Annotated in this window: 19 protein-coding genes; 7 read left to right on the top strand and 12 right to left on the bottom strand. The window is 67.5% G+C overall.

Features of this window, described 5'->3' with window-relative positions:
• Positions 1-35: 35 nt before the first annotated feature.
• The 3 genes from EV643_RS21295 to EV643_RS21285 are packed head-to-tail and all read right to left on the bottom strand — an operon-like array spanning position 36 to position 4,373.
• Positions 36-986 carry a carbohydrate ABC transporter permease gene (locus EV643_RS21295; protein WP_133801865.1) on the bottom strand — a complete coding sequence of 317 codons (951 nt, stop codon included), beginning with the start codon at positions 984-986 and terminating at the stop codon, positions 36-38.
• Complete coding sequence (locus EV643_RS21290) at positions 983-1,975, bottom strand: ABC transporter permease (protein ID WP_133801864.1); 993 nt, start codon at positions 1,973-1,975, stop codon at positions 983-985. The genes EV643_RS21295 and EV643_RS21290 overlap by 4 nt, the downstream gene beginning before the upstream one ends.
• 25 nt (positions 1,976-2,000) lie before the next feature.
• A complete protein-coding gene (locus tag EV643_RS21285) occupies positions 2,001-4,373 on the bottom strand; it encodes a glycoside hydrolase family 95 protein (RefSeq protein WP_133801863.1) in 2,373 nt (790 codons plus the stop codon).
• Positions 4,374-4,511: 138 nt separating this feature from the next.
• Here EV643_RS21285 and EV643_RS21280 point away from each other — a divergent pair, with 138 nt between their 5' ends.
• On the top strand, positions 4,512-5,831 hold the full coding sequence (locus tag EV643_RS21280) for an L-fuconate dehydratase (RefSeq protein ID WP_133801862.1): 1,320 nt from the start codon (positions 4,512-4,514) through the stop codon (positions 5,829-5,831).
• Positions 5,828-6,544, top strand: a complete 717-nt coding sequence (locus tag EV643_RS21275) for a FadR/GntR family transcriptional regulator (RefSeq protein WP_133801861.1) — start codon at positions 5,828-5,830, stop codon at positions 6,542-6,544. Before EV643_RS21280 ends, EV643_RS21275 begins: the two co-directional genes overlap by 4 nt.
• Positions 6,545-6,551: 7 nt before the next feature.
• Here the strand turns inward: EV643_RS21275 and EV643_RS21270 are convergent, their stop codons facing one another.
• Both EV643_RS21270 and EV643_RS21265 read right to left on the bottom strand, forming a co-directional pair.
• On the bottom strand, positions 6,552-7,970 hold the full coding sequence (locus EV643_RS21270; RefSeq protein WP_133801860.1) for a hypothetical protein: 1,419 nt from the start codon (positions 7,968-7,970) through the stop codon (positions 6,552-6,554).
• Positions 7,971-8,398: 428 nt separating this feature from the next.
• Positions 8,399-9,292: a helix-turn-helix transcriptional regulator gene (locus EV643_RS21265; RefSeq protein WP_133801859.1), complete on the bottom strand. Its 894-nt coding sequence runs from the start codon at positions 9,290-9,292 to the stop codon at positions 8,399-8,401.
• Between the two features lie 174 nt (positions 9,293-9,466).
• Between EV643_RS21265 and EV643_RS21260 the strand changes: the two genes are divergently transcribed.
• Positions 9,467-10,492: a zinc-dependent alcohol dehydrogenase family protein gene (locus EV643_RS21260; protein WP_133801858.1), complete on the top strand. Its 1,026-nt coding sequence runs from the start codon at positions 9,467-9,469 to the stop codon at positions 10,490-10,492.
• Positions 10,489-11,769 (top strand): multidrug effflux MFS transporter, encoded by a 1,281-nt coding sequence (locus EV643_RS21255; RefSeq protein ID WP_133801857.1) that lies wholly within the window; start codon positions 10,489-10,491, stop codon positions 11,767-11,769. The genes EV643_RS21260 and EV643_RS21255 overlap by 4 nt, the downstream gene beginning before the upstream one ends.
• On the opposite strand, the gene EV643_RS21250 is transcribed toward EV643_RS21255, so the two are convergent.
• Complete coding sequence (locus EV643_RS21250) at positions 11,736-12,026, bottom strand: winged helix-turn-helix transcriptional regulator (protein ID WP_133801856.1); 291 nt, start codon at positions 12,024-12,026, stop codon at positions 11,736-11,738. The genes EV643_RS21255 and EV643_RS21250 overlap by 34 nt on opposite strands.
• Between EV643_RS21250 and EV643_RS21245 the strand changes: the two genes are divergently transcribed.
• From EV643_RS21245 to EV643_RS21235, 3 genes are all read left to right on the top strand, one after another.
• A complete protein-coding gene (locus tag EV643_RS21245; RefSeq protein WP_202869674.1) occupies positions 12,021-13,022 on the top strand; it encodes an NADP-dependent oxidoreductase in 1,002 nt (333 codons plus the stop codon). The genes EV643_RS21250 and EV643_RS21245 overlap by 6 nt on opposite strands.
• A gap of 110 nt (positions 13,023-13,132) precedes the next feature.
• Positions 13,133-13,996 carry a carbohydrate kinase family protein gene (locus EV643_RS21240; RefSeq protein ID WP_133801855.1) on the top strand — a complete coding sequence of 288 codons (864 nt, stop codon included), beginning with the start codon at positions 13,133-13,135 and terminating at the stop codon, positions 13,994-13,996.
• A gap of 10 nt (positions 13,997-14,006) precedes the next feature.
• Positions 14,007-14,918, top strand: a complete 912-nt coding sequence (locus tag EV643_RS21235) for a pseudouridine-5'-phosphate glycosidase (RefSeq protein ID WP_238165702.1) — start codon at positions 14,007-14,009, stop codon at positions 14,916-14,918.
• Positions 14,919-14,930: 12 nt separating this feature from the next.
• Here EV643_RS21235 and feoB read toward each other — a convergent pair whose 3' ends face one another.
• From feoB to EV643_RS21205, 6 genes are read right to left on the bottom strand one after another with little or no spacing between them, the layout of a single operon-like run.
• Complete coding sequence (gene feoB, locus EV643_RS21230; protein ID WP_133801853.1) at positions 14,931-16,874, bottom strand: ferrous iron transporter B; 1,944 nt, start codon at positions 16,872-16,874, stop codon at positions 14,931-14,933.
• Positions 16,871-17,101 (bottom strand): FeoA family protein, encoded by a 231-nt coding sequence (locus EV643_RS21225; protein WP_133801852.1) that lies wholly within the window; start codon positions 17,099-17,101, stop codon positions 16,871-16,873. Before EV643_RS21225 ends, feoB begins: the two co-directional genes overlap by 4 nt.
• Before the next feature lie 3 nt (positions 17,102-17,104).
• Positions 17,105-18,754, bottom strand: coding sequence for a chaperonin GroEL (groL, locus tag EV643_RS21220; RefSeq protein ID WP_133801851.1), 1,650 nt, complete (start codon positions 18,752-18,754; stop codon positions 17,105-17,107).
• Positions 18,755-18,773: 19 nt separating this feature from the next.
• Complete coding sequence (locus EV643_RS21215) at positions 18,774-19,799, bottom strand: NAD(P)-dependent alcohol dehydrogenase (protein ID WP_133801850.1); 1,026 nt, start codon at positions 19,797-19,799, stop codon at positions 18,774-18,776.
• Entirely contained in the window at positions 19,796-20,530 is a 735-nt protein-coding gene (locus tag EV643_RS21210; RefSeq protein ID WP_133801849.1) for an iron-sulfur cluster assembly protein, read from the bottom strand. The genes EV643_RS21215 and EV643_RS21210 overlap by 4 nt, the downstream gene beginning before the upstream one ends.
• Positions 20,527-21,558, bottom strand: coding sequence for an amidohydrolase family protein (locus tag EV643_RS21205; RefSeq protein ID WP_133801848.1), 1,032 nt, complete (start codon positions 21,556-21,558; stop codon positions 20,527-20,529). The genes EV643_RS21210 and EV643_RS21205 overlap by 4 nt, the downstream gene beginning before the upstream one ends.
• Positions 21,559-21,599 lie beyond the last annotated feature (41 nt).

The following is a 21,599-nucleotide window of genomic DNA, read 5'->3' as shown; positions in this document are numbered from 1 at the left end:
GTTGTCCCTCACAGGGGTAGAGATGGTGCGAAGGATCAGCCCTTGACGGCGCCGATCATGATTCCCTTGGTGAAATAGCGCGCGACGAACGGGTAGATGAGCAGGACCGGCACACTGGCCACGACGATCAGCGAGTACTTGAGCAGATCGGCCAGTTGCTGCCGCTGCAGGACGACGGAAGCGTCGATCGCGCCGCCGCTGTAGGTGTTGAGAATCAGGATGTTGCGCAGCACGAGCTGGAGCGGGAACAGGTCCGGGTTCTTCAGGTAGATCAGCGCGTCGAAGTACGAGTTCCATTGCATGATCGCGTACATCAGCGCGACCACGGCGATCATCGGCTTGGCCAGCGGAATCACCACCGACCAGAGGAACCGCAGGTCGCCGCAACCGTCCAGCTGCGCGGCCTCGGCCAGCTCGTCCGGGATCACGGTGCGGAAGTACGTCCGGGCGATGATCACCTGCCAGACCCCGATGGCCTGCGGGACGATCAGTGCCCACCGGGTGTCCAGCAATCCGACCTGCTGAACCACCAGGTACGTCGGGATCAGCCCGCCGGTGAACAGCATGGTGAACAGGATCACGCTCATCACCAGGTTTCGCCCGACCAGCGTGCGGCGCGACATCGGATACGCGATCGCGATCGTCATCACGACACTGACGAGCGTGCCGACGACCGTGTAGAACAAGGAGTTCGCGTAGCCCCTGAGGACCTGCGGGTTCTCGAACACCGCGTCGTACCCGCGCAGCGAGAACTCCACCGGCCAGAACAGCACCCGGCCGGACGACACCGCCTCCGGGCTGCTGAACGAACTCGCCACGATGTAGATCAGCGGCAGCAGAACGACCGCCAGAAACACTGCCAGCAGCAGGTAGACGCAGAACATGAACATCCGGTCCGTGCGCGACTCCCGAATCCGGCGCGCCCGCGCCGCCCGCCGCTCGGTCCGCTGGCTCAGCCGCGCCCCGGTTTGGCTCCCGGCGCTCATGACCACAGTCCGTTTCCGGTGATGCGCTTGGCGACCATGTTGACACCCAGCAGCAGGACCAGGTTGATGACGGAGTTGAACAGACCGACGGCGGTGGCCAGGCTGAAGTCGGCGTTCAGCAGACCGGTCTTGTACACATAGGTGGCGATGATCTCGGACTCGCTGAGATTCAGCGGGTTCTGCAGCAGGAACGCCTTCTCGAAGCCGATCGCCATGATGTTGCCGACGGCAAGTACCAGGATGATCACCGCGGTCGGCATGATCCCGGGCAGATCGACGTGCCGGATCCGCTGCAGCCTGGTGGCGCCGTCGATCTTGGCCGACTCGTGCAGCGCCGGGTCGACCCCGGCCAGCGCCGCGAGGTAGATGACGGCCGAGTACCCGGTGGTCTGCCAGACGTCGGACCAGACGTAGATGTGCCGGAAGTAGTCCGGGTTGCCGAGGAAGTCGATCGCCGGCACGCCGAAGAACCCGAGCCCCTCGTTGACGATGCCCAGGCGCGGCGACAGCATCAGGATCGTCATCGACACCACGACCACCGTCGAGATGAAGTACGGCGCGTAGGTCACCAGCTGGACCGTCTTCTTGAACAGACCCATGCGGATCTCGTTCAGGGCCAGCGCCAGGATGATCGCGATCGGGAAGCTCGCCGCGACGGTATAGACCGACAGCAGGAAGGTGTTCTTCACCAGGTTCCAGAACACCGGGTTCTGGAAGAACAGCTCGAAGTTCTGCCAGCCGACCCACGGACTGCCCCAGATGCCCTTGACCACGTTGTAGTTCTTGAACGCGAGCACGGCGTTGGACATGGGGATGTACTTGAACACCACGAACCAGATGAGCGGCACGACCATCAGCAGATAGAGCGTCCAGTGCCGGCGCAGACTTCGGCGCAGACGGGTGATGGTGGTGCGTTCACGCCGCCGACGTCGTCGCTGTTGGGCCGGTGCTTCGCCGACCGGCGGCGGAATGGTTGTCAGGACTGCCATCAGAGTCTCCTCCTCCCTAGGCCGGTCAGCTCAGGCTGAGACGGTGGGCTGTGCCGGCTTTCAGCTGGACCGCGATCCGCTCATCGCCGTAGCGGACGACGCGCTCCTGGTCCCGATCGGCGGTGAGCACCACGTCGGTGCCATCCGTGCGCCAGGCGATGTCGACCGTGACGCCGCCCCGGGCGCGGAGACCCGTCACGCGTCCGGCCGGCCACTCCGCCGGCTTGGCGGGCAGCAGTTCGATCTCGCCGGTGTGGCTCTGCAGCAGCATCTCCGCGATCCCCGCGGTCGCACCGAAGTTGCCGTCGATCTGGAACGGCGGATGGGCGCAGAACAGGTTCGGGTAGACGCCCGCGCCACTACCCACGTAGTCGGTCGAAGTGTCGTCTGCCGGGCTCAGAAAGGCGCGCACCAGCCGATGCGCCGCGGCCGCGTCGCGCAGCCGGGCCCGGAGGTTGATCTTCCAGGCCAATGACCAGCCCGTCGCCTGATCACCCCGCAGATCCAGCGTGCGCGCCGCGGCTGCCGCCAGGGCCGGGGTCCCGTCCGGAGTGATCGCGTCGCCGGGATGAAGGCCGACCAGATGCGACATGTGCCGGTGGTGCGGGTCCTCCTCCGGCAGGTCCGCGGCCCACTCCTGAAGTTGCCCAAGGCCACCGATCGACGGCTCGGGGATCCGCTTGCGGGCCAGCACCAGCCGCTCCACGAGTGGATCGATCAACTCGAGGAGCCCAGCGGTCTGCGCACACCGGTCGAACAGGTCCGCGATCAGCGCGAGGTCCATCGTCGACGAGACCGTGACCGACGCGGGCTCGCCGTCATCGGCCAGGTAGTCGTTCTCCGGTGAGGTGGAGGGCGACGTACCCAGACTCCCGTCCGGCAGCTCGACCAGCCAGTCGAGGCAGAACTCCGCGGCGCCGCGCAGCACCGGCCACACCCGGCCGAGGAACTCCAGATCGCCCGTGAACGCGTAGTGATCCCACAGATGGCGAACCAGCCAGGCACCTGCCATCGGCCAGTTCGACCACCGCGGATCGCCCTCGACAGGAAGCGTCCAGCACCACGCGTCGGCGTTGTGATGAGCCGTCCAGCCACCGCAGCCGTACCGCTCACGCGCCGTACTCCGGCCCGCCTCGGCGAGGTGAACCAGATAGTCGAGCAACGGCTGGTGGCACTCCGGCAGCCCGGTCGTCTCGGCCGGCCAGTAGTTCATCTCGGTGTTGATGTTGACCGTGAAGTTCGAGCTCCACGGCGGCCGCAGGATGTCGTTCCAGATCCCCTGCAGGTTGGTCGGCAGCCCGCCGGGACGCGAGCTCGCGATCATCAGGTAGCGCCCGTAGTTGAACACCAGCGCCGCCAGCGCGGGGTCGTCGCCGTGCTGGGTCAACCGCACGTCGGTCGGCAGCTCATCGATGTCCGGAGGACCGGCCAGCTCGAGCGATGCGCGACGGAACAGTTCCTGGTGATCCTCGGAATGCTCTGCGACGAGTTCGCCGTACTCACGGCCCAGTGCGGCGGACACCCTCTCGTCAGCGGCTGTCCAGCATTCCTGCGCCGTCCGCGTCGGCACGGTTGACGGGCCGTCGTACCCGGTCGCTGTCGAGAGGATCAGGGTCAGTTCGCCGGCTCCCCGGACGATGAGACCGGTCTCGTCGGCGTGCACCTCGCCGTCGGTCCGCGCGCGCAGTGCGATCGCCGCCGCCATCCCGCGATCCGCGCCTTCGGAGTACCGGATCGGCTCCGGCACATCGCGATGCGGTGGCGCGACATCGGCCGGCGCCTGCAACAGCAGCCCTACGCCGTTGTCGGCCACGTGCGGCCGGGAGCGCAACTGCGAGGCGAGCCGCGCGGTGACGTCGAGTGCACCTGGCTTCGACGAGGTCATCCGCAGGACGAGCACCCCGGCCGGCGCACTCACGAACACTTCCTGCCGGACAGTCACTCCCCCGACCTCGTACTCCGCCAGTGCCATCGCGGTGTCGAGATCGAGCTGCCTGCGGTACCGCGCTACGTCCCCAGCAGCCGGCGTGGAGCCGTCGACCGCGATGTCGAGCAGCAGATCGCCGAGCGGCAGATACGCCTGCGAGTAGCCGGAATGGAATCCACGGGCCAGTTCATGGGCCCGCCGGATGTCGCCGCCGGCCAGCGCCGCGCGTACTGCCTGCACGGCCTCGGCTCCGATCGCGCCGAGCGGCTCCGACAGCAGGCGCGCCGTCTCCGGACCGCCTGACCAGCAGGTCTCGTCGTTCAGTCCGATCCGGTCGGTGCCGACGCCACCGAAGCACATCGCTCCGATCCGCCCGTTGCCGAGCGGCACCGCTTCCAGCCAGCTGCGCGCGGGGTGCTCGTAGTACAGGCGGTGCGTCCCCGCCCGGTCCGAGCTCACCAGGTTGCTCATACCAGGAGTCCTCCATCGAGGAGATTAATCCTATGAATTGCCGAGATCGTAGCGCCGCTGACGCGCAGGGTCCATACTGTGGCTCGTCGAAAGTTCCGAAACATCCCATCTATCGTGCCTGCTCTTCGAGGGGGTCCCATGCCAGTCATCACGAACGTGCAGGTCACCGACGTCCGCTTCCCGACCTCGCTGACCCTGGACGGCTCAGATGCGATGAACAAGGACGGCGACTACTCGGCCGCATACGTCGTCGTACAGACCGACGACCCGGACCTGTGCGGATACGGCTTCACGTTCACCATCGGCCGTGGCAATGACCTCTGCGTCGCCGCCGCGCAACAGCGTGGACTCCCCCTGGTCGGACAGGACGTCGACGAGATCTGCGCCGACCTGGGCGCTGTCTATCGGGAGTTGCAGTCCGACACCCAGTTGCGTTGGCTCGGACCGGACAAGGGCGTCGTCCACCTCGCCCTCGCCGCCGTCATGAACGCCGTCTGGGATCTCGCCGCCCGGCGTGCCGACCTGCCGTTGTGGCGGCTGTTGTCCGAGATGTCGCCCGAAGAGCTGGTCGCGGCCGCGGATCTGCGCTACCTGTCCGACGTGTTCACCCCTGAGCAGGCAGTCGCGCTGCTGGCCGGACGAGAAGAGGGCCGGAAGCAACGAATCGAGGAGATCGCGGCCACCGGCTACCCGTGCTACACGACGTCGGCCGGCTGGCTGGGGTACTCGGACGCCAAGCTGCGCAGGCTGTGCGAGGAGGCGGTTGCCGCCGGCTACCAACATGTCAAGCTCAAGGTCGGCGCATCGCTGGACGACGACATCCGCCGCTGCGGTATCGCCCGTGAGGTGCTCGGCCCGGACGGGAAGCTGATGATCGACGCGAACCAGGTCTGGGACGTGCCGCAGGCGATCGCGTGGGTGCGGGCGCTGGCGGAGTTCGACCCGCTCTGGATCGAGGAGCCGACCAGCCCGGACGACATCCTCGGGCACGCGGCGATCCGGACGGCCGTCGCACCGATCGGCGTCGCGACCGGCGAGCACGGGATGAACCGGGTGCTGTTCAAGCAGCTGTTCCAGGCCAAGGCGATCGACTACTGCCAACTGGACGCGGCCCGGCTGGGCAGTGTCAACGAGATTCTCGCGGTCTACCTGATGGCGGCCTGGTACGACGTACCCGTGTGCCCGCACGCCGGCGGCGTCGGGTTGTGCGAACTCGTGCAGCACCTGGCGATCTTCGACTACGTCGCCGTGTCGGCGTCGCTCGACCGGCGGGTGACGGAGTACGTCGATCATCTGCACGAGCACTTCGTCGACCCCTGCGTAGTCCGGAACGGCGCCTACGTCCTGCCGTCGGCAGCCGGTTACAGTGCGAAGATGCACACCGATTCGCTGGACGCCTACACGTTCCCGACCGGGACGTACTGGGCGACGCCCGTCGTACCGGAAACGATCCCATGACCTCGCAGACCGACGTCGTCGTCCAGGGCATCCGGAACCTGATCGTCGAGGGCAAGCTGCGGCCGGGCGACCGGCTGCCGGTGGAGAAGGATCTCGCCGAAGCGCTCGGGGTGTCCAGGAACCCTTTGCGGGAAGGGGTTCGCGCCCTGTCGGTGATGGGCGTCCTGGAGACCCGGCAAGGCGACGGAACCTACGTCACCTCGCTCGACTCCTCGTTGCTGCTGGCACCGATGGGGTTCGTCGTCGACCTGCACGACCGCAGTGGTGCGCACCATCTGCACGCCGTACGACGGATGCTCGAGACCGAGGCAGCCGCGCTCGCGGCCCGGTCGATCAGCCCGGACGACCTGACCGCGGCCGACCAGATGCTGGGCCGGATCGAGGCCGAACTCGTAAAGGACGAGCCTGACCACGAGGCGATCATCGACGACGACATCGCCTTCCACCAGATCGTCGCCAAAGCCTCCGGCAACCCCGTCCTCGCGGCGCTGATCGAGGCCCTCGGCGGCCGGACCAGCCGGGACCGGCTGTGGCGCTCGATCAGCCAGCACGGTGCCGACCAGGCCACCCACGCCGAACATCGGTCCATCCTCGCCGCCCTCGCCGCCCACGACCCGGACCGCGCGCGGACCCGGATGGCCGCCCATCTCTTCGGCGTCGAGGACTACCTCCGGCAACGACCACCCGGCGACGACCCCATCCCCGATCTCTGAGGACTGCTTAGAAGGCGGGGAGCTCGAGGACACCTCCCTCGGCGTCGTCACCGCCGGGCAGCGCGCCCACGTAGGTCACCCAGATCCTCGAGCCGTCGGTCGAGGTCGCGATGCCGTTCAGCCGCGCGCCACCGAGCGAGTGACGCCCCAGGCGAACTCTGCGGACGCCCACGGTCGTGCCGTCCTGTCGCATCCGGACAATCGTGTCGTTGCCACGGTTGCAGATGTAGATGTCGCTGCCCGGCTGCAGCGTGGTGTTGCTGGCATGGTCCGGATGCGTGGTGTCGATCCGCACCGGAGCCAGGTCGAGCGGTTGATCCAAGGCCGATGACCTGATGGTGCGCAGTCCGCTGGGCACGAACACCTCGTTGCCTTGCGGGCCACCGATCGTCAGCTCGATGACCTTGATCGAATCGTCGAAGGGTTGACTCACGTACAGGATGAGCTCGGGCGCGTAGCTAATCAGGACTCCGAGCCGCGGTAGCGGGACCCGCCCGCGGTGTCCGCTGTCATGGCCCCAGGAGCGATGGACGAGCGGCTGGACCGTACGGGGCGGCGCGATGCCGTCGAGCGCCTTCACCGTGTGCTCCTGTACGACGCTCCCATCGGCTACCACCACAGCGAACACCGCGCGCCCGCTGCCGTCCGGTGATCGGCCGATGAGAGCAGTGCCGACAGCCGCCTTGGAAATCGCGCCGGGGATGACCTGCGTCGGGGTGCGGCCGGTGATATCGCCGAAGTAGACACCACCCGTAGTCGGGTTGGGCGCGCCTGCCAGTGGACGTCCGTCCGGATCGGCGATCGACGAGGAGCCGGGGCCGTTCAGCCCGTACGGAGCATTGGCCGGCCAGAACCGGCCGAAGGCATTGTTGATCGACATGCCGAGCGGATTCGCGACCGCCGTCTGGTCCGCGGTCACAGCACCGGGTGTATAGAAACCGTTGCGCCAGTTCGGGCTCTGCGCGCTGTACATCTGGACGGCCCCGCCCAGCGCGGACGCCTGCCCGCCCGAGGCCGCGAACCGGTCCGGTACGGCGAGATCGGCGCCGCCCGGATCGATGGAAAGGAACGAACCCGCCGCCTGGTCCGGATTCGCCTTCGGGGCACCGAAGTTCGACCTGCTCCCGACCACAATGCGGGTCGGGTCACACACCCGGCCAGGCTGCGTGAATGCCGCAAGCACGGGATTGCTGTGGATCGGGCTACCTGGCAGGAATGTGCCGACCGGAGCGATTGCCGACGCTCCGGGAATGCCGACCGCCACGACACGGCCGCTGATCGTCGGTACGCCGCCGCGATCCGCGGCGTAGGCGCTCGGCGTGCGCGTGACCGCATCCGCACCGGCAACTCCCACCAACCCAAGCGCCGCGAGAGCCTGGCGCCGACTGATCTGGAACCCGCGTTCAGGCGTGTCTAAACCTGACATGATTCATCTCCCCCTACCGCATCTCCCCCTGCCGCACTGATGACACAGACCAGCAAACCGCGTGGTCGTAAAGAATCCTCGCCCCTGCCCCCTGGCAGTGCACTACCAATTTGGAGACCCGCCAGTCACGAAAAGTGCCGAGCAGACCTCGATCGGTAACGCCAGTCTTGATCGCAGTAACGGGTTTGTCACGAGCTCGGACACCAACAGCTCCACGTAATTGCGGCCGTCTCAGCGCCTGCAAGCAGCTCGCGCCGTGCCGCTGTCCTTCAGGGTGGCATCGACGACCTGGGCGCGGTCACCATCATCAGCGCGGCGACCGCAGCCAAGCGAGCGAAGAACGAGATCATGGTTGCCTTCCACAACGGAGCAGGCCACGACAGAGCACGGCCGCCGTCGTTCGCGACGACCGGACAGCGGGTGCCGGCCTAGGTCTCAGGCTGGGCGGATGGGGTCTGGCCGGATGTGGTCTGGGCGGTCCACGAGGCCAGCAGGTCGAGGGCGTGGGCGGTGGGTGAACCCGGCTCGGCGGCGTACAGGGTGAGTGTCAGGCCGGGGTCGGAGATCATGTCCATGCTTTCGTAGGCGAGTTCGAGGTCGCCGACGTCGCGGTGGTGGAAGAGTTTGGTGCCGGCGCCGTGGGTGCGAACGTTGTGGCTGCTCCAGCGGTGGCGGAAGTCGGGGCTGCGGGTGGACAGTTCGCCGACCAGGTCGTGCAGTTCTTTGTCGTGCGGGTCGCGGCCGGCTTCGGTGCGCAGGATCGCGACGCAGATGTCGGCGGCGCCGTCCCAGTCGGGGTAGAAGTCGTGGGCGGCGTCGAGGTCGAGGAAGGTGAACCGGGCGAAGCTGGGCTGTCCGCCGGCTGCCGCGTCGTACAGGGGATCATGCATGGCCCGGCCGAGGTGGTTGCAGGCCAGCAGATCCATCCGGCCGTTGCGGACGATGGCCGGGGCGGTGAACTTGTCCAGCACCCACTGCAGACTCGGCCGCGGAGTCCAGCGCTTACCGGCCCGGCGGCGCGGGCGCATACCGGCGCTGGTGCCGTCGGCGGCGTGGGCCAGGTGGAACAGATGCGTCCGCTCGGCATCGTCGAGCTGCAGCGCCCGGGCGATCGCATCGAGCACCGAGGCGGACACGCCGCCCAGCGCCCCGCGCTCGAGCTTGGCGTAGTACTCGACACTCACCCCCGCGAGCGCGGCAACCTCACCCCGACGCAGTCCCGGCACCCGGCGATCGCCGACGTCGGGCAACCCCGCCTGCTGCGGGGTGACCTTCGCTCGCCGCGAGATCAGGAACTCGCGGACCTCGGCGCGGTTGTCCATAGCAACGACGGTACGACGTGTTCCGGCCGGGTGGGATGCACTATCGGTACACGTCACGACAGAGACTCCCTCAGCCCTCCCCCGCGGCGTTGACTGGAGTCAGCCAGGCCCGCGCGGATCACTCTCCCCGCCGGCCCGATCGAAGACTCAGCTCGATACGAGGAGAATCCACCGATGCGTGGTGTAGTCATGCACGCCCCCGGCGACGTCCGGGTCGAGGACCGGCCGGAGCCGGCCATCCTGAAGCCGACCGACGCGATCATTCGGCTGTCGGCGACCTGCATCTGTGGGTCCGATCTGTGGCCCTACCGGGGTGCGGACAAGGTCGACGAGCCGATGGCGATGGGGCACGAGTACGCCGGCATCGTGGAAGAGGTCGGTACGGCGGTCACCACGGTCAAGCCGGGCCAGTTCGTGGTCGGGTCGTTCTTCGCCTCCGACAACACCTGCGAGATCTGCCGGGCCGGCTACCAGACCTCCTGCGTCAACCGGGAGATCCTCGGTTTGTCGGGGGCCGCGCAGTCGCAGCGGATGCGGGTGCCGCTGGCCGACGGCACCCTGGTCGCCACACCCGAGGTCCCCGACGACGACCTGGTGCCGGACTTCCTGGCCGCCTCCGACGTCCTCGGCACCGGGTGGTTCGCCGCCGTCGCCGCGCAGGTCGGCCCGGGCAAGACCGTCGCGGTCGTCGGCGACGGAGCGGTCGGGCTACTCGGAGTGATGGCTGCGCAGCAGCTCGGGGCGGAGCGGATCATCGCGATGAGCCGGCACGAATCGCGCCAGCAGTTGGCGCGGGAGTTCGGCGCGACCGACATCGTCACCGAACGCGGCGACGCCGGCATCGAGCAGATCAAGGGCCTCACCAACGGACTGGGTGCGCACTCGGTGATCGAGGCCGTCGGCACCCAGGAATCGATGATGCAGGCCGTCGGCTCCACCCGCCCCGGCGGCCACATCGGCTACGTCGGCGTCACCCACGACGTGAACCTGAACGGCGACGAACTGTTCTTCTCCCACGTCCACCTCCACGGCGGCCCCGCACCCGTACGCCAGTACCTGCCGGACCTGATCGACCGAATCTGGAACCGCAAGATCCGCCCCGGCCGCGTGTTCGACCTCGAACTCCCCCTCGACGACGCAGCAGCCGGCTACCAGGCCATGGACACCCGCCAAGCCATCAAGGTGCTGCTCCGGCCGTGACCAACCTCGACACCCCGGAGACGGCGCACGTCGCGCCGCCTGCAAACCGCTCGCGCCACCAGGCCCGGCTCACCGCCGGGCTGGTCGCGACCGTGATCTTCCTGACCGCGATCGCGCCTCTGGCGACCGACATGTACGTGCCGGCCTTCCCGCAGGTCGCCGCCGAGCTGACCGCGACCGCCACCCAGGTCCAGCTCACCCTTACGACGTTCTTCGTCGGCATGGCTCTCGGGCAACTGGCCGGCGGCCCGGTCTCGGACCAACGCGGCCGGCGCCGGCCACTACTGACGGCGATCCTGGCGATGACCATCGCCTCCATCGTGTGTGCCCTCACCCCCACGATCGCGGTCATGACCGTGGCCAGGTTCGTCCAGGGCTTCGCCGGCGGCTGGGCGATGGTGATCGGCCGCGCCGTCATCGTCGACCTGGCCCGCGGCGCCCAACTCGTCCGGGTGCTGAACGTCATCGCCGGCGTCGGCGGCATCGCCCCCATCGTCGGCCCGCTGCTCGGAGCCGTCATCCTCCAACTGACTCACTGGCGGGTCTCGTTCTGGGCCGTCGCCGCGCTGGGACTGGCGATGACCGTCGCCGTCCTGGTCGCCGTACCCGAATCACTACCACCCGAACGCCGTCACGGCGGCGGCCTGCGCAACTTCCTCACCGCCGGCCGGGTCGTCCTCGGCCACCGCGAGTACATCGGCTACGTCGTCGTCGCCGGGTCCGCCATGGGCGCACTCTTTGCGTACGTCGCCACGTCCGCGTTCGTACTGCAATCGATGAACGGCCTGTCTCCGGTCGCGTACTCGATCGACTTCGCCGCGAACGCCGTCGGCATGACCGTCGCCGCACTCGTCGCAGCCCGGCTCGCCGGACGAGTCGCCACCCGCAAACTCATCCTGGCCGGTCAACTCGCCGCCCTCACCGCCGGCGTCGCGATGCTGGCCGGCGCCCTGTGGTTCGACACGCCGCTGATCCTGGCGATGGTCTGCTTCTTCGTCCTGATGTCCGCCCAGGGCCTGATGATTCCCAACGGCGGTGCGCTCGCGTCGGCCGCCGTACCGGATCACGCAGGCACCGGATCGGCCATCCAGGGCTTCGTCCAATGGGTCGCCGCCGGCACCATCGCCCCCATCGCCGGCCTCGGCGGCGAACACACCGCAGTCCCCATGGCCACCCTGATGATCGCCGGCGCCGCCGCGTCCATGTTCGGCCTCGTCGTCCTGGCCGGGCCAAAAGCGATGAATCAGCTCGTAGTGGATTCCGCTCGGTCGTCGTAGGTGAGGCGCGAGATCGCGACGTACTCGCGGTGATCCTCGGCCCAGTGGATGAGCTGTGCCACGTGGCCCGACAACGTCTCGCCGACCGGGGTCAGCGAGTAGTCGACGCGGGGCGGCGAGGTCGGTGTGACGGCGCGGCTGACCAGTCCATCTCGCTCGAGGCTGCGCAACGTCAGCGTCAGCATCCGCTGGGAGATGCCGTCGATCGAGCGCTGCAACTCGGAGTACCGCTTGGGTCCGCTGCTGAGTAGGTGCATCAGGAGCACGCTCCACTTGTCACCGATGCGGTCGAGAACGTCGCGGAGCTTGCAGATCGGGTGCTCGATTCGCCCACGATGCGCGCGGTGTCGTTCGCGGAGTTCGGTTCGGCGCCGGCCATCACCGAACTGCCGGTACCGCAGCCCGGATCGGGTGAGGTACTCGTCAGAGTCCAGGCCTCGTCGATCAACGGGTTCGATCTCGGCGTGCTCGGCGGCTTTCTCCAGGGCGTGTACGAGTACGAGTTTCCCGTTGTCCTCGGCAAGGACTTCGCCGGTGTGGTCGCGGGTGTCGGTGAAGGCGTGACCAGGGTGAACGAGGGCGACCAGGTGTTCGGTGTCGTCATACGGCCAACGCTCGGTCAGGGTGCCTTCTCCGAGTACGCCGTGGTCAGCGAACAGCACGGCATCGCCCGAAGGCCCACCCAACTCGACCACACCAGGGCCGGCGCGCTCGGACTCGCCGGCACGGCCGCACTCAACGCCGTGGACGCCGTTTCCCCTCAGCGCGGCGAGACGATCCTGATCTCGGGTGCGACCGGCGGCGTGGGCTCGTACGCGATCCAACTCGCTGCAGCACGGGGTGCAACGGTGATCGCGACCGCACGGCCCGGCGCGGAAGCTGCCTTCGTGACCGGCCTGGGCGCCACTTGGACAGTCGACCCGGATCATCTCGTCGCGCAGGTCAAGGCGATCGCCCCGTCAGGCGTCGACTCCGCACTGCACCTCGCGGGTGACGGCGACAGCATCGCGGAGTTGCTCCCGGCCGGGGGCCGGCTCGCGTCGACCAGGCACTACGAACCCACCCGGTCGACCCTGGTGGCGACGGACATCATGGCGGACCCCACCCCCGAGACGTTGTCCCGACTGGCGGCCGAGGTCATCGAAGGACGGCTCCGGGTACCTCTCGCCAAGGCCTACCCGCTCACCGAAGCAGCATCAGCTCTCACCGACTTCACCACCGGTACAGTCGGCAAACTCGCAATCACCATCTGATGGTTCGACCTCGGCGAGCCACTTCGATTGACCTGATCGAGCCACCCGCTGGCCGCCCAGCCAGACCGGAGGTGTGACCCTGTGACTGCGGCATCGGAGAGGATCGGGGCATGCTTGTGTGTATTGGCGATCTTGTTGAAGACGTTGTTGTCTGGGCTGATGGGGCGCCGCGGGCCGGGACGGACAATCCGGCGCGGATCCATCGGGCACGCGGTGGCGCGGCCTCCAACGTTGCTGCTTTCGCGAGCAGTCTGGGGACGCGGACCCGGTTCATCGGGCGGGTGGGAGACGACGCCGTCGGCGAGGCGCTTGTGCGGGAACTGGCCATGGCGGGCGTTGACACCAGGGTCCAGAGACGGGGACGGACTGGCACCATCGTGCTCATTGTGGATGCGGCTGGGGAACGAACGATGTACCCAGACCGAGGGGCCGCGGCCGAGCTGGCCGACGTACCGGACTCCTGGATCTCCGGCGCGGCAGCGGTCCACCTCTCGGCGTACTCCCTCGACGGTCCATCACGGCCCGTCCTCCGTCAGGCTTCGGACATCGCTCGTGCCGAGGGCGCCATTCTCACCATCGATGCGTCCTCGGTCGCTCTCATCGATTCTCTTGGACCCGCGACCTTCCGTGATCTGATCAGAGCACTGCAGCCCACCTACGTCTTCGCGAACGGAACCGAAGCCGATCTTGGTTCCCTGCGAGAGCTTGCGACTGCTGGTACGACGGTTGTGGTCAAGAACGGCATGGAACCCACCGAGGTTCACTTCGCAGCCAACAGATCAGCAACCGTCCACGTACCCCCGGTGGACGACGTGCGTGACACGACCGGCGCCGGTGATGCGTTCGCGGCCGGCTTCCTGTCCGCCGTACTCGACAACGCCGAGGTCATCGAGGCGGTCGAGGCGGGCCACAACCTCGCCAGGAGAGTCCTCACCGAACCAGGCGCGACACTGACCATGACCGCCGACGATTAGGGTGCTGTTCGTGACTCACAATGCCGTCTTGTCCGACGACGTGGCGCAGGCCCTGGCCGAAGGCCGTGCGGTCGTCGCGCTGGAGTCGACGATCTTCTCGAACCTCGGCCTGCCTGCCCCTGCCAACGCCGAGGCACTCGAGCTCTGCAAGCAAGCAGTTCTCGACCACGGCGCCACACCGGCCGTGACCGCGATCCTCGACGGCCGCCCGCATGTCGGTCTCACCCCGGACGAAGAGAAAAGAGTGCTGCAAGGCACGCGGAAGGTCGCCGAGCGCGATCTGTCAGTGGCGCAGGCACAGGGATGGGACGTCGGCGTCACCACGGTCTCGGCGACGGTCTCGCTGGCCCATGCGGCCGGCATCTCGGTCTTCGCCACCGGCGGCATCGGTGGTGTACACCGCGGATCCGAACTCACCGGGGACATCTCGGCCGACCTCGACGCCATCGCCAACCATCCCGTCATCACGGTCTGCGCCGGCGCCAAGGCATTCCTCGACCTGCCCCGAACACTCGAGTACCTCGAGACCGCCGGCGTCCCGGTCCTGGGCTGGCAGCACGACTGGTTCCCGGCCTTCTACACGCGCTCGAGCGGTTTGCCGGTTCCGCACCGGGTCGACGACGAGCGAGTGGTCTGCGACGTACTCCGCTTCCGGGCGCGACCGGATACCGGTGTCTTGCTAACTGTCCCGATTCCCGTCGAGCACGAGATCCCAGAGTCCCGAATCAACGCCGTACTAACCGCCGCACTCGACTCGACCTCTCGCGCAGGAATCACCGGTCCCGCCGTCACCCCGTACGTCCTCGGGAGAATCGAAAGGGAGACGGACGGCCAAAGCATCCCCGCAAACCTCGCCCTGGCCCGAAACAACGCCACCATCGCCGCCCGGGTAGCCGTCGCCCTCACGTCCACCGCGGCGTGACGGCGGACATCGCTAAGCCCAACCCGCGAGGCGAGCCAGACCTGCGGTTGCGAAGGTGACTCCGAAGGCCAGGGCCAGCGGTAGCAAGGTCGCCGTGGTGGTCCACTTGAGGCTCCTGGTCTCCTTCCAGATCGTCAGGATCGTCGTGCTGCAAGGGTTGTGCAGCATGCTGAAGAGCATCAGGTTGATGGCGGTCAGAACTGTCCATCCCCCGGCTTGAACGAGGACCGATCCGGTCTCGGTGTCGGCGAGTTCCAGCATCACGCCGCTGGATACGCCGTACTGGATCGGGCCCAGCGTCATCGTCAGCATCAGGATGGTGGGGATGATGATCTCGTTGGCGGGGATCGCGACGAGGTAGGCCAGCAGGATGATGCCGTTCAAGCCGAGAGCGAGTCCCAACGGATCCAGACCGTGGGAGACGTGCGCGGCGATACTCGAGCCGTCGACGCTGACATTGCCGATCAGCCAGATCACCGCGCCCGCCGGTGCTGCCATCACGATCGCTCGCCAGAGAACCTTGAGCGTCCGGTCGATGACGCTGGTGTAGATGGTGCGCAGGACCTGGGGCGGCCGGTACGGCGGAAGCTCCAACGAGTACACCGAAGTCGCACCACGCAAAACCGTCTTCGACAGACCCCACGAAACGACCAGTGTGGTGACGATGCCCAGGACAGCGACCAGTACGACGCTGCCGGCCGCGACCAGTCCCGCAAGAGCCGGTGGCACCAGCGTGCCGATGAACACCGTGCCCATCAGGATCAGCGTCGGCCAGCGTCCGTTGCAGATGCTGAAGTTGTTCGTGACGATGGCGATCATGCGTTCGCGCGGGCTGTCGATGATCCGGGTGGCGGTGACTCCGGCCGCGTTGCAGCCGTAGCCCATCATCATCGACAGCGACTGCTTGCCGTGCGCACCGGCTGAGGCGAACAGCCGGTCCAGGTTGAACGCGACCCGTGGCAGGTAGCCGAAGTCCTCCAGCAGGGTGAACAGCGGGAAGAAGATCGCCATCGGCGGCAGCATCACCGCGATCACCCAGGCCGTCCCCAGATAGATGCCGTCCGCAACGAGTCCGGTGATCCACCACGGGGCGCCACTCAGCAGCTCCCGGACCAGAACGTGACCATCCTGCACCAGCAGCCGGTAAAGGAAATCAGACGGTACGGCGGCGCCCGTGATGGTGAACCAGAAGACCCCGAAGAACAGCAGCCCCATCACCACGAAGCCCCAGACCCGATGGGTCAGCGCCCGATCGAGCATCCGGTCGACGGTCAGCCGCGCACGGCCATCGACGGTGATGCTGGACCGCGCGATGCGGCCGGCCTCGGCGAAGAACGCTACGACGACCTCATCCTCAGACAGGTCGTCAAGCCGCAGCCGACGTCCCCGCGAAGCGACCTTCCCGCGAGCCACCAGGTCGATCGACTCCTGCAGCTCCGTGATCCCGCGTCCCCGTCGCGCCGCGGTCGCCGTCACCGGTACGCCGAGCTCACGGGCGAGGTGGCGCGTGTCGACGGTGATCCCGTGCCGCTCGGCCTCGTCGACCAGGTTCAGCGCGACGACGACCTTGTCGGTGACCTGCAGGATCTGCAGCACCAGGTTCAGGTTGCGCTCCAGCCGCGTCGCGTCCACCACCACGACCGTCACGTCGGGCGTGCCGTGCTGCAGGAAGTCGCGGGCGACGTCCTCCTCACCAGTGGCCGACCGCAACGAGTACACGCCGGGAAGATCCACGACCTTGTACCCGTGCCCGTTAAACCGATATCCCCCTTCGGCCCGCGTCACCGTCGTACCGGGCCAGTTGCCGGACCGTTGGCGCAGTCCCGTGAGGGCGTTGAACACCGTGCTCTTCCCGGTGTTCGGGTTGCCGGCGACCGCGACCACGTAGTCGTAGCCGCCGGCAACCACCTCCAACCGCTGGGGGTTCAGCGCACAACTCCCACAGTCGTGACTCACGTCTTCACCAGTTCGACGTGAATGGACCGGGCCTGAGAACGGCGCAGCACGATCAGGCTGCCGCAGATCAGGTACGCCGTGGGATCGCCCAGTGGACTGGTCAGGTCGGCCCGGATCTCGGTGCCGGGCAGCAGCCCGAGGTCCATCAGCCGAAGACGTTCGGCGCCGCTGCTGTCCAGCGACGTCACCAGCGCGCCGGCAGCCCGTGGGAGCTGGTCGAGTGTCATGATTCAGTAGATGTTGGAGGGCCGGACCATGCCCTCGGCCAGATCGCCGAAGCCGGGGGCCATGATCGCGCCGGGGTGACCGAAGATCTCCTCCACGACAGCGGTCTCCGTGGTGATCAGCAGGGCCGCGATGGACGCCGCACTCTCCAGCGCCGCACGAGTGACCTTGAGCGGATCCATCACCCCTTCGTCGAACATGTCCGCGTAGGCGCCGGTCAGGGCGTTGAAGCCGTGTCCGAGCGGCAGGCTCGCCACCTTGTCGATCACCTCGTCGCCGTCGTACCCGGCGTTGATCGCGATCCAGCGCAGCGGCTCGGGCAGGGCGCGCCGTACTACCTCACGCCCGACCGCGTCGTCACCGGTCAGTTCGACCCGAGACACCGCCTCCTGCGCCTGGACGAGCGCCGTGCCTCCGCCTGCCACGACGCCCTCCTCGAGAGCGGCGCGGGTGGCGGCCAGCGAGTCGTCGACCCGCAGCATCCGTTCCTTGAGCTCGACACTCGTCGCGCCGCCGACGCGGATGACGGCCACCCGTCCGGACAGCCGTGCCATCCGGAGCTGCAGGTTGTCCTGGTCGGCGTCGATCCTGGCTCGTTCGAACTGCGTCTCCAGCTGGGTCAGCCGGGCCTCGACCAACCGAGGATCCCCATGACCGCCGACGATCGTCGTGCCGTTCTCCGTGATCGTGATCCGGTCACAGGACCCGAGGTGATCCAGAGCGACCTCGGCCAGCTCCAGGCCGGTGTCCTTCGCGATCACCCGACCGCCGAGGGCCACGGCGAGATCCTCCAGCTCGGCCACCCGGCGATGACCGAAACCAGGAGCACGGACGACGACCGACTGCATGGTGTTGTGCATGTTGCCGCCGACAAGCAGTTGCAGCGCGGGACCGTCGACGTCCTCGGCCAGTACCACCAGCGGCCGGTCCGCGCGCTTCGCCACCTCGACGGTCGGCATGATGTCCTGCACCTGCGTGATCTTCTTGTTGGTGAGCAGGATGACCGGGTTGTCGAAGACGGCCTCCATCCGCTCCTGGTCGGTGACCATGTACATCGAGATGTAGCCGTGGTCGAACTCGATCCCGTCCACGACCTCGACCGACAGGCCGATCGAGTCGGACTCCTCGGTCGTGACGATCCCGTTGCGGCCGACCCGCTCGACCGCCTCGGCGATCACCTCGCCGATCGATTCGTCGTCGCTGGCCGCGAGGGTCGCGATGTGCCGCAGGTCCTGCCGGCCACCGACCTCGGCCGACCACGAACGCAGCGTCTCGACCACGACCGGCACGGTCTGCTCGATGCCCCGCCGGACCCGCATCGGGTTGGCACCGGCGTCGACGGCCCGCATTCCTTCCCGAACCATGGCCTGGGCGAGCACCGTGGCCGTCGTGGTCCCGTCGCCGACCACGCCGTTGGTCTTCATCGCGACTTCCTTGACCAGCTGGGCGCCCATGTTGGCGAACGGCTCGCGGAGCTGGATCTCCCGCGCGATGGTGACCCCGTCGTTGGTGATGGTCGGCGGACCGGTCAGCTTCTCCAGTACGGCGTTGCGCCCCTTCGGACCCAGTGTCACCTTGATCGCGTCGGCCAGGGCGTTCACCCCGGACTCGAGCAACCGTCGTGCTTCCTCGTTGAACCTCAGTTCCTTGGCCATGATCAGACTGCCTTTCGGGTCACGGGATGAGAATCGCCCGGCCGCGGACTCTGCCCGCGTCGAGGTCGTCGATCGCCTGCTGGAAGTCAGCGAGCGGGTACTTCGTGGTGTGCAGGGCGACCTTGCCCTGCGCGGCGAGCACCATCAGCTCCTGCAGGTCGTTGAAGGAGCCGACGAGATTGCCGATGAAGTTGATCTCGGTCGAGATGATGTCGATCGTCGGGACGTCGATGTTCTCGCCGTACCCGACCACGTAGTAGTTGCCGGCCCGGCGCAGCATCGCCACGCCCTCGGCCGTGGCGCCGCCCTCGCCGACGAAGTCGACGACCGCCTCCGCGCCCTTGCCACCGGTCAGTTCCAGCACCTTCGCGATCTGGGTGCCGTCAGCAACGATGCCGTGGTCCGCGCCGATCTCTACGGCGAGCTGGACCGCGGCCGGGTTGCGATCGATCACCACCAGGGTCGCGGCCGAGATCGCCTTCAGCACCTGGATGCCGATGTGGCCGAGACCGCCGGCCCCGATCATCACGCAGACGTCCCCCGGCCGGGTGGCCCGGGCCGCCTTCGCAGCCGCATGGTACGCCGTGAGGCCGGCGTCGGCGAGCGCCGCGACATCCGCGGGTTCGAGGTTGTCGTCGATCCGTACGACGCTGCGGGCCGTCGTCCGGAGGTATTCGGCGTACCCGCCGTCGGTGTCGATCCCGGGGAACCGGCTGTTCTCGCAGTGCACGTCGTCGCCGAAGCGGCAGGCGCGGCACAGGCCGCAGGTGATGAGCGGATGCAGGATGACCTTGTCGCCAACCTTGACGTTGGTGACCGCGTCGCCGATCGCATGTACCCAGCCCGCGTTCTCGTGCCCGATCGTGTACGGCAGCGCGACACCGGTCTTGGCCGCCCACTGTCCTTCGAGGATGTGGAGATCCGTCCGGCACACTCCGGCACCGCCGATTCTGACGATGACGTCGAGCGGGCCGTGGATCTCGGGTTCAGCTATCTCGGTCAGCTGCAGCTTGGTGTGGTACCCGACCACCTGGACCGCCCTCATGACGTGCTCCTCAGGTTCGTGACGTGGATGGACATGCCGTCGTCGGCATCGGCGTACCGGGTCGCGAGCAGGCCGCGGCAGAAGTGAGAGTTGCCCTCGATCGAGATGCGCACCGCTTTGGCGAACCGCAGCCTCAACGGGACCGCCTCTGGGGCGAGCGGTCCGCCGTCCTCGTCGACCACCACCGGCTCACCAGGGTGAACACCGAGTCCGACCGCGACTCGACGACGCAGCAACGCCTCCTTGTGCGGCCCCTCCGGAAGGTCGGCGAGGGTGACCAGGTGCAGGTCGTCGACGGTCAGGTCGGTGTCTCGCAGGAGTACTGCGGCACATCGCTCCATCGCTGCCGTGTGGGCCTTGCGCTGGAAGGTACGGCGCAACTCGTCCAGGCTGTCCTCGGCCTCCGAGCCGAAGGTGCCGACGTAGCCGGCGTCCGCGGCAAGGCCGGCATTGATCTTCTCCGAGTCGTGATGGTCGTCGAGCTGGACCACGATCCGCCCGAGCCCGCCAACCCGCCGCAGTGCGTCCTGGGCGTCGGAAGCCATCAGGTAAGCGAAATTCGGCGAGCAGAACGACGTCGGCAACCGGAGGTGCACCGTCACCCCGATGTCGTCGATCCGAACCGACCGGACGAAACCCAGCGAAGTGATCGGCTCGTCCAGCTCGGGATCCGCGACCGTGCCCAGCGCCGCCAGTACGACGTCCACCAGAGAGGTCGCGACCGTGGTCATGAGCGTGCGCCGGCCGCGACCTCGACGCCGGCGTCGCCGGCTTCGGTCGGCAGCCGCAGTTCGGCCGGTACGTCGAGGTGGTAGAGAGCCGCCGCGTTCAGGCCGAGGATCTTCTTCTTCTGATCCGTCGTGATCGGGGCGTACTCCGTCAGGTCGGCCGGGATCTGGAAGTCGACGAACTTCTCGACCAGCCACTTCGGCGTCCAGAGCGCGTAGTCGCTGGAGAAGAAGATCTTGTCCTCGCCGATCCAGTACAGCAGCTCGCCGATGATCTGGGCGAAGTACTTCGGCCGGGTGTGGATGAACGGCATCGCCACCGCGAGACCGCCGTACACGTTGGACTCCTGGGTGGCGATCCAGCAGAAGTCCTCGAGCCGGGGCAGGCCGACGTGCTCGACGATGAAGTTGAGACCGAGGTAGTCGGTCGCGACCTTGTCGATGTCCGCGACGTCGAAGGCGTCCCGGTCGAGCGGGCGGATCGTGGGGCCCTTGTGCACGTGGATGTTGGTGATGCCGAGCTCCAGGCACTCCTCCAGGTAGCGCCGCGACCACGGGTCGTCGAGCTTCCAGCCGCGCGAGTCGCCGTGCCACTCGGCGGTGTAGAGCTTCACGCCCTTGAGGTTCATCCGCTCGGCATCCCGGCGGAGCTGCTCGAGCCCGGCCTCGCCGTTGCGAGGGTCGTACGCGTGGTTGTAGGTCAGCTTGTCCGGGTGCTCGGACGCCAGTCCGAACGCCTCCTCGGTCTGGCCGAACCCGTTCCGGTAGAAGTCACCGAGCAGCGCCGGCTGGAAGATCGCGTGGTCGACGTACCCGTCCTCGAAGAGGTCCTTCATCAACCGCCGGCCGCCGTAGTACGTGTAGGTGTCGTAGTCCCAGACGACCTCTTCGGGGCTGAGGTTCTTGTGGTAGTCGTAGAAGCAGTCGATGAACTGCTTGCCGTGCACGTTCTTCTGGTTCGACTCGCGGCCGTCCCAGAGGGCGATGTGCGCGTCGACGATGAAGTACTTCTCGCCGTCCTTCTCGTACATGACTTCCTCGCTTCTGCTCAGCTGTTCTCGGGATGAGCCCC

The sequence above is a fragment of the Kribbella caucasensis genome, from assembly GCF_004361855.1.
In the GTDB taxonomy this organism is placed as follows: Bacteria; Actinomycetota; Actinomycetes; order Propionibacteriales; family Kribbellaceae; genus Kribbella; species Kribbella caucasensis.
Note: the sequence above shows the minus strand (reverse complement) of the source record. Positions and strands in the feature narration are given on the sequence as shown.

Coding starts and splice junctions, on each gene's coding strand:
- groL (WP_133801851.1), bottom strand. CDS start 18,754: ATGGCCAAGGAACTGAGGTTCAACGAGGAAGCACGACGGTTGCTCGAG.
- EV643_RS21295 (WP_133801865.1), bottom strand. CDS start 986: ATGAGCGCCGGGAGCCAAACCGGGGCGCGGCTGAGCCAGCGGACCGAG.
- EV643_RS21260 (WP_133801858.1), top strand. CDS start 9,467: ATGCGTGGTGTAGTCATGCACGCCCCCGGCGACGTCCGGGTCGAGGAC.
- EV643_RS21290 (WP_133801864.1), bottom strand. CDS start 1,975: ATGGCAGTCCTGACAACCATTCCGCCGCCGGTCGGCGAAGCACCGGCC.
- EV643_RS21225 (WP_133801852.1), bottom strand. CDS start 17,101: ATGACACTCGACCAGCTCCCACGGGCTGCCGGCGCGCTGGTGACGTCG.
- EV643_RS21215 (WP_133801850.1), bottom strand. CDS start 19,799: ATGAGGGCGGTCCAGGTGGTCGGGTACCACACCAAGCTGCAGCTGACC.
- EV643_RS21240 (WP_133801855.1), top strand. CDS start 13,133: ATGCTTGTGTGTATTGGCGATCTTGTTGAAGACGTTGTTGTCTGGGCT.
- EV643_RS21250 (WP_133801856.1), bottom strand. CDS start 12,026: ATGCACCTACTCAGCAGCGGACCCAAGCGGTACTCCGAGTTGCAGCGC.
- EV643_RS21280 (WP_133801862.1), top strand. CDS start 4,512: ATGCCAGTCATCACGAACGTGCAGGTCACCGACGTCCGCTTCCCGACC.
- EV643_RS21265 (WP_133801859.1), bottom strand. CDS start 9,292: ATGGACAACCGCGCCGAGGTCCGCGAGTTCCTGATCTCGCGGCGAGCG.
- EV643_RS21270 (WP_133801860.1), bottom strand. CDS start 7,970: ATGTCAGGTTTAGACACGCCTGAACGCGGGTTCCAGATCAGTCGGCGC.
- EV643_RS21205 (WP_133801848.1), bottom strand. CDS start 21,558: ATGTACGAGAAGGACGGCGAGAAGTACTTCATCGTCGACGCGCACATC.
- EV643_RS21275 (WP_133801861.1), top strand. CDS start 5,828: ATGACCTCGCAGACCGACGTCGTCGTCCAGGGCATCCGGAACCTGATC.
- EV643_RS21210 (WP_133801849.1), bottom strand. CDS start 20,530: ATGACCACGGTCGCGACCTCTCTGGTGGACGTCGTACTGGCGGCGCTG.
- EV643_RS21285 (WP_133801863.1), bottom strand. CDS start 4,373: ATGAGCAACCTGGTGAGCTCGGACCGGGCGGGGACGCACCGCCTGTAC.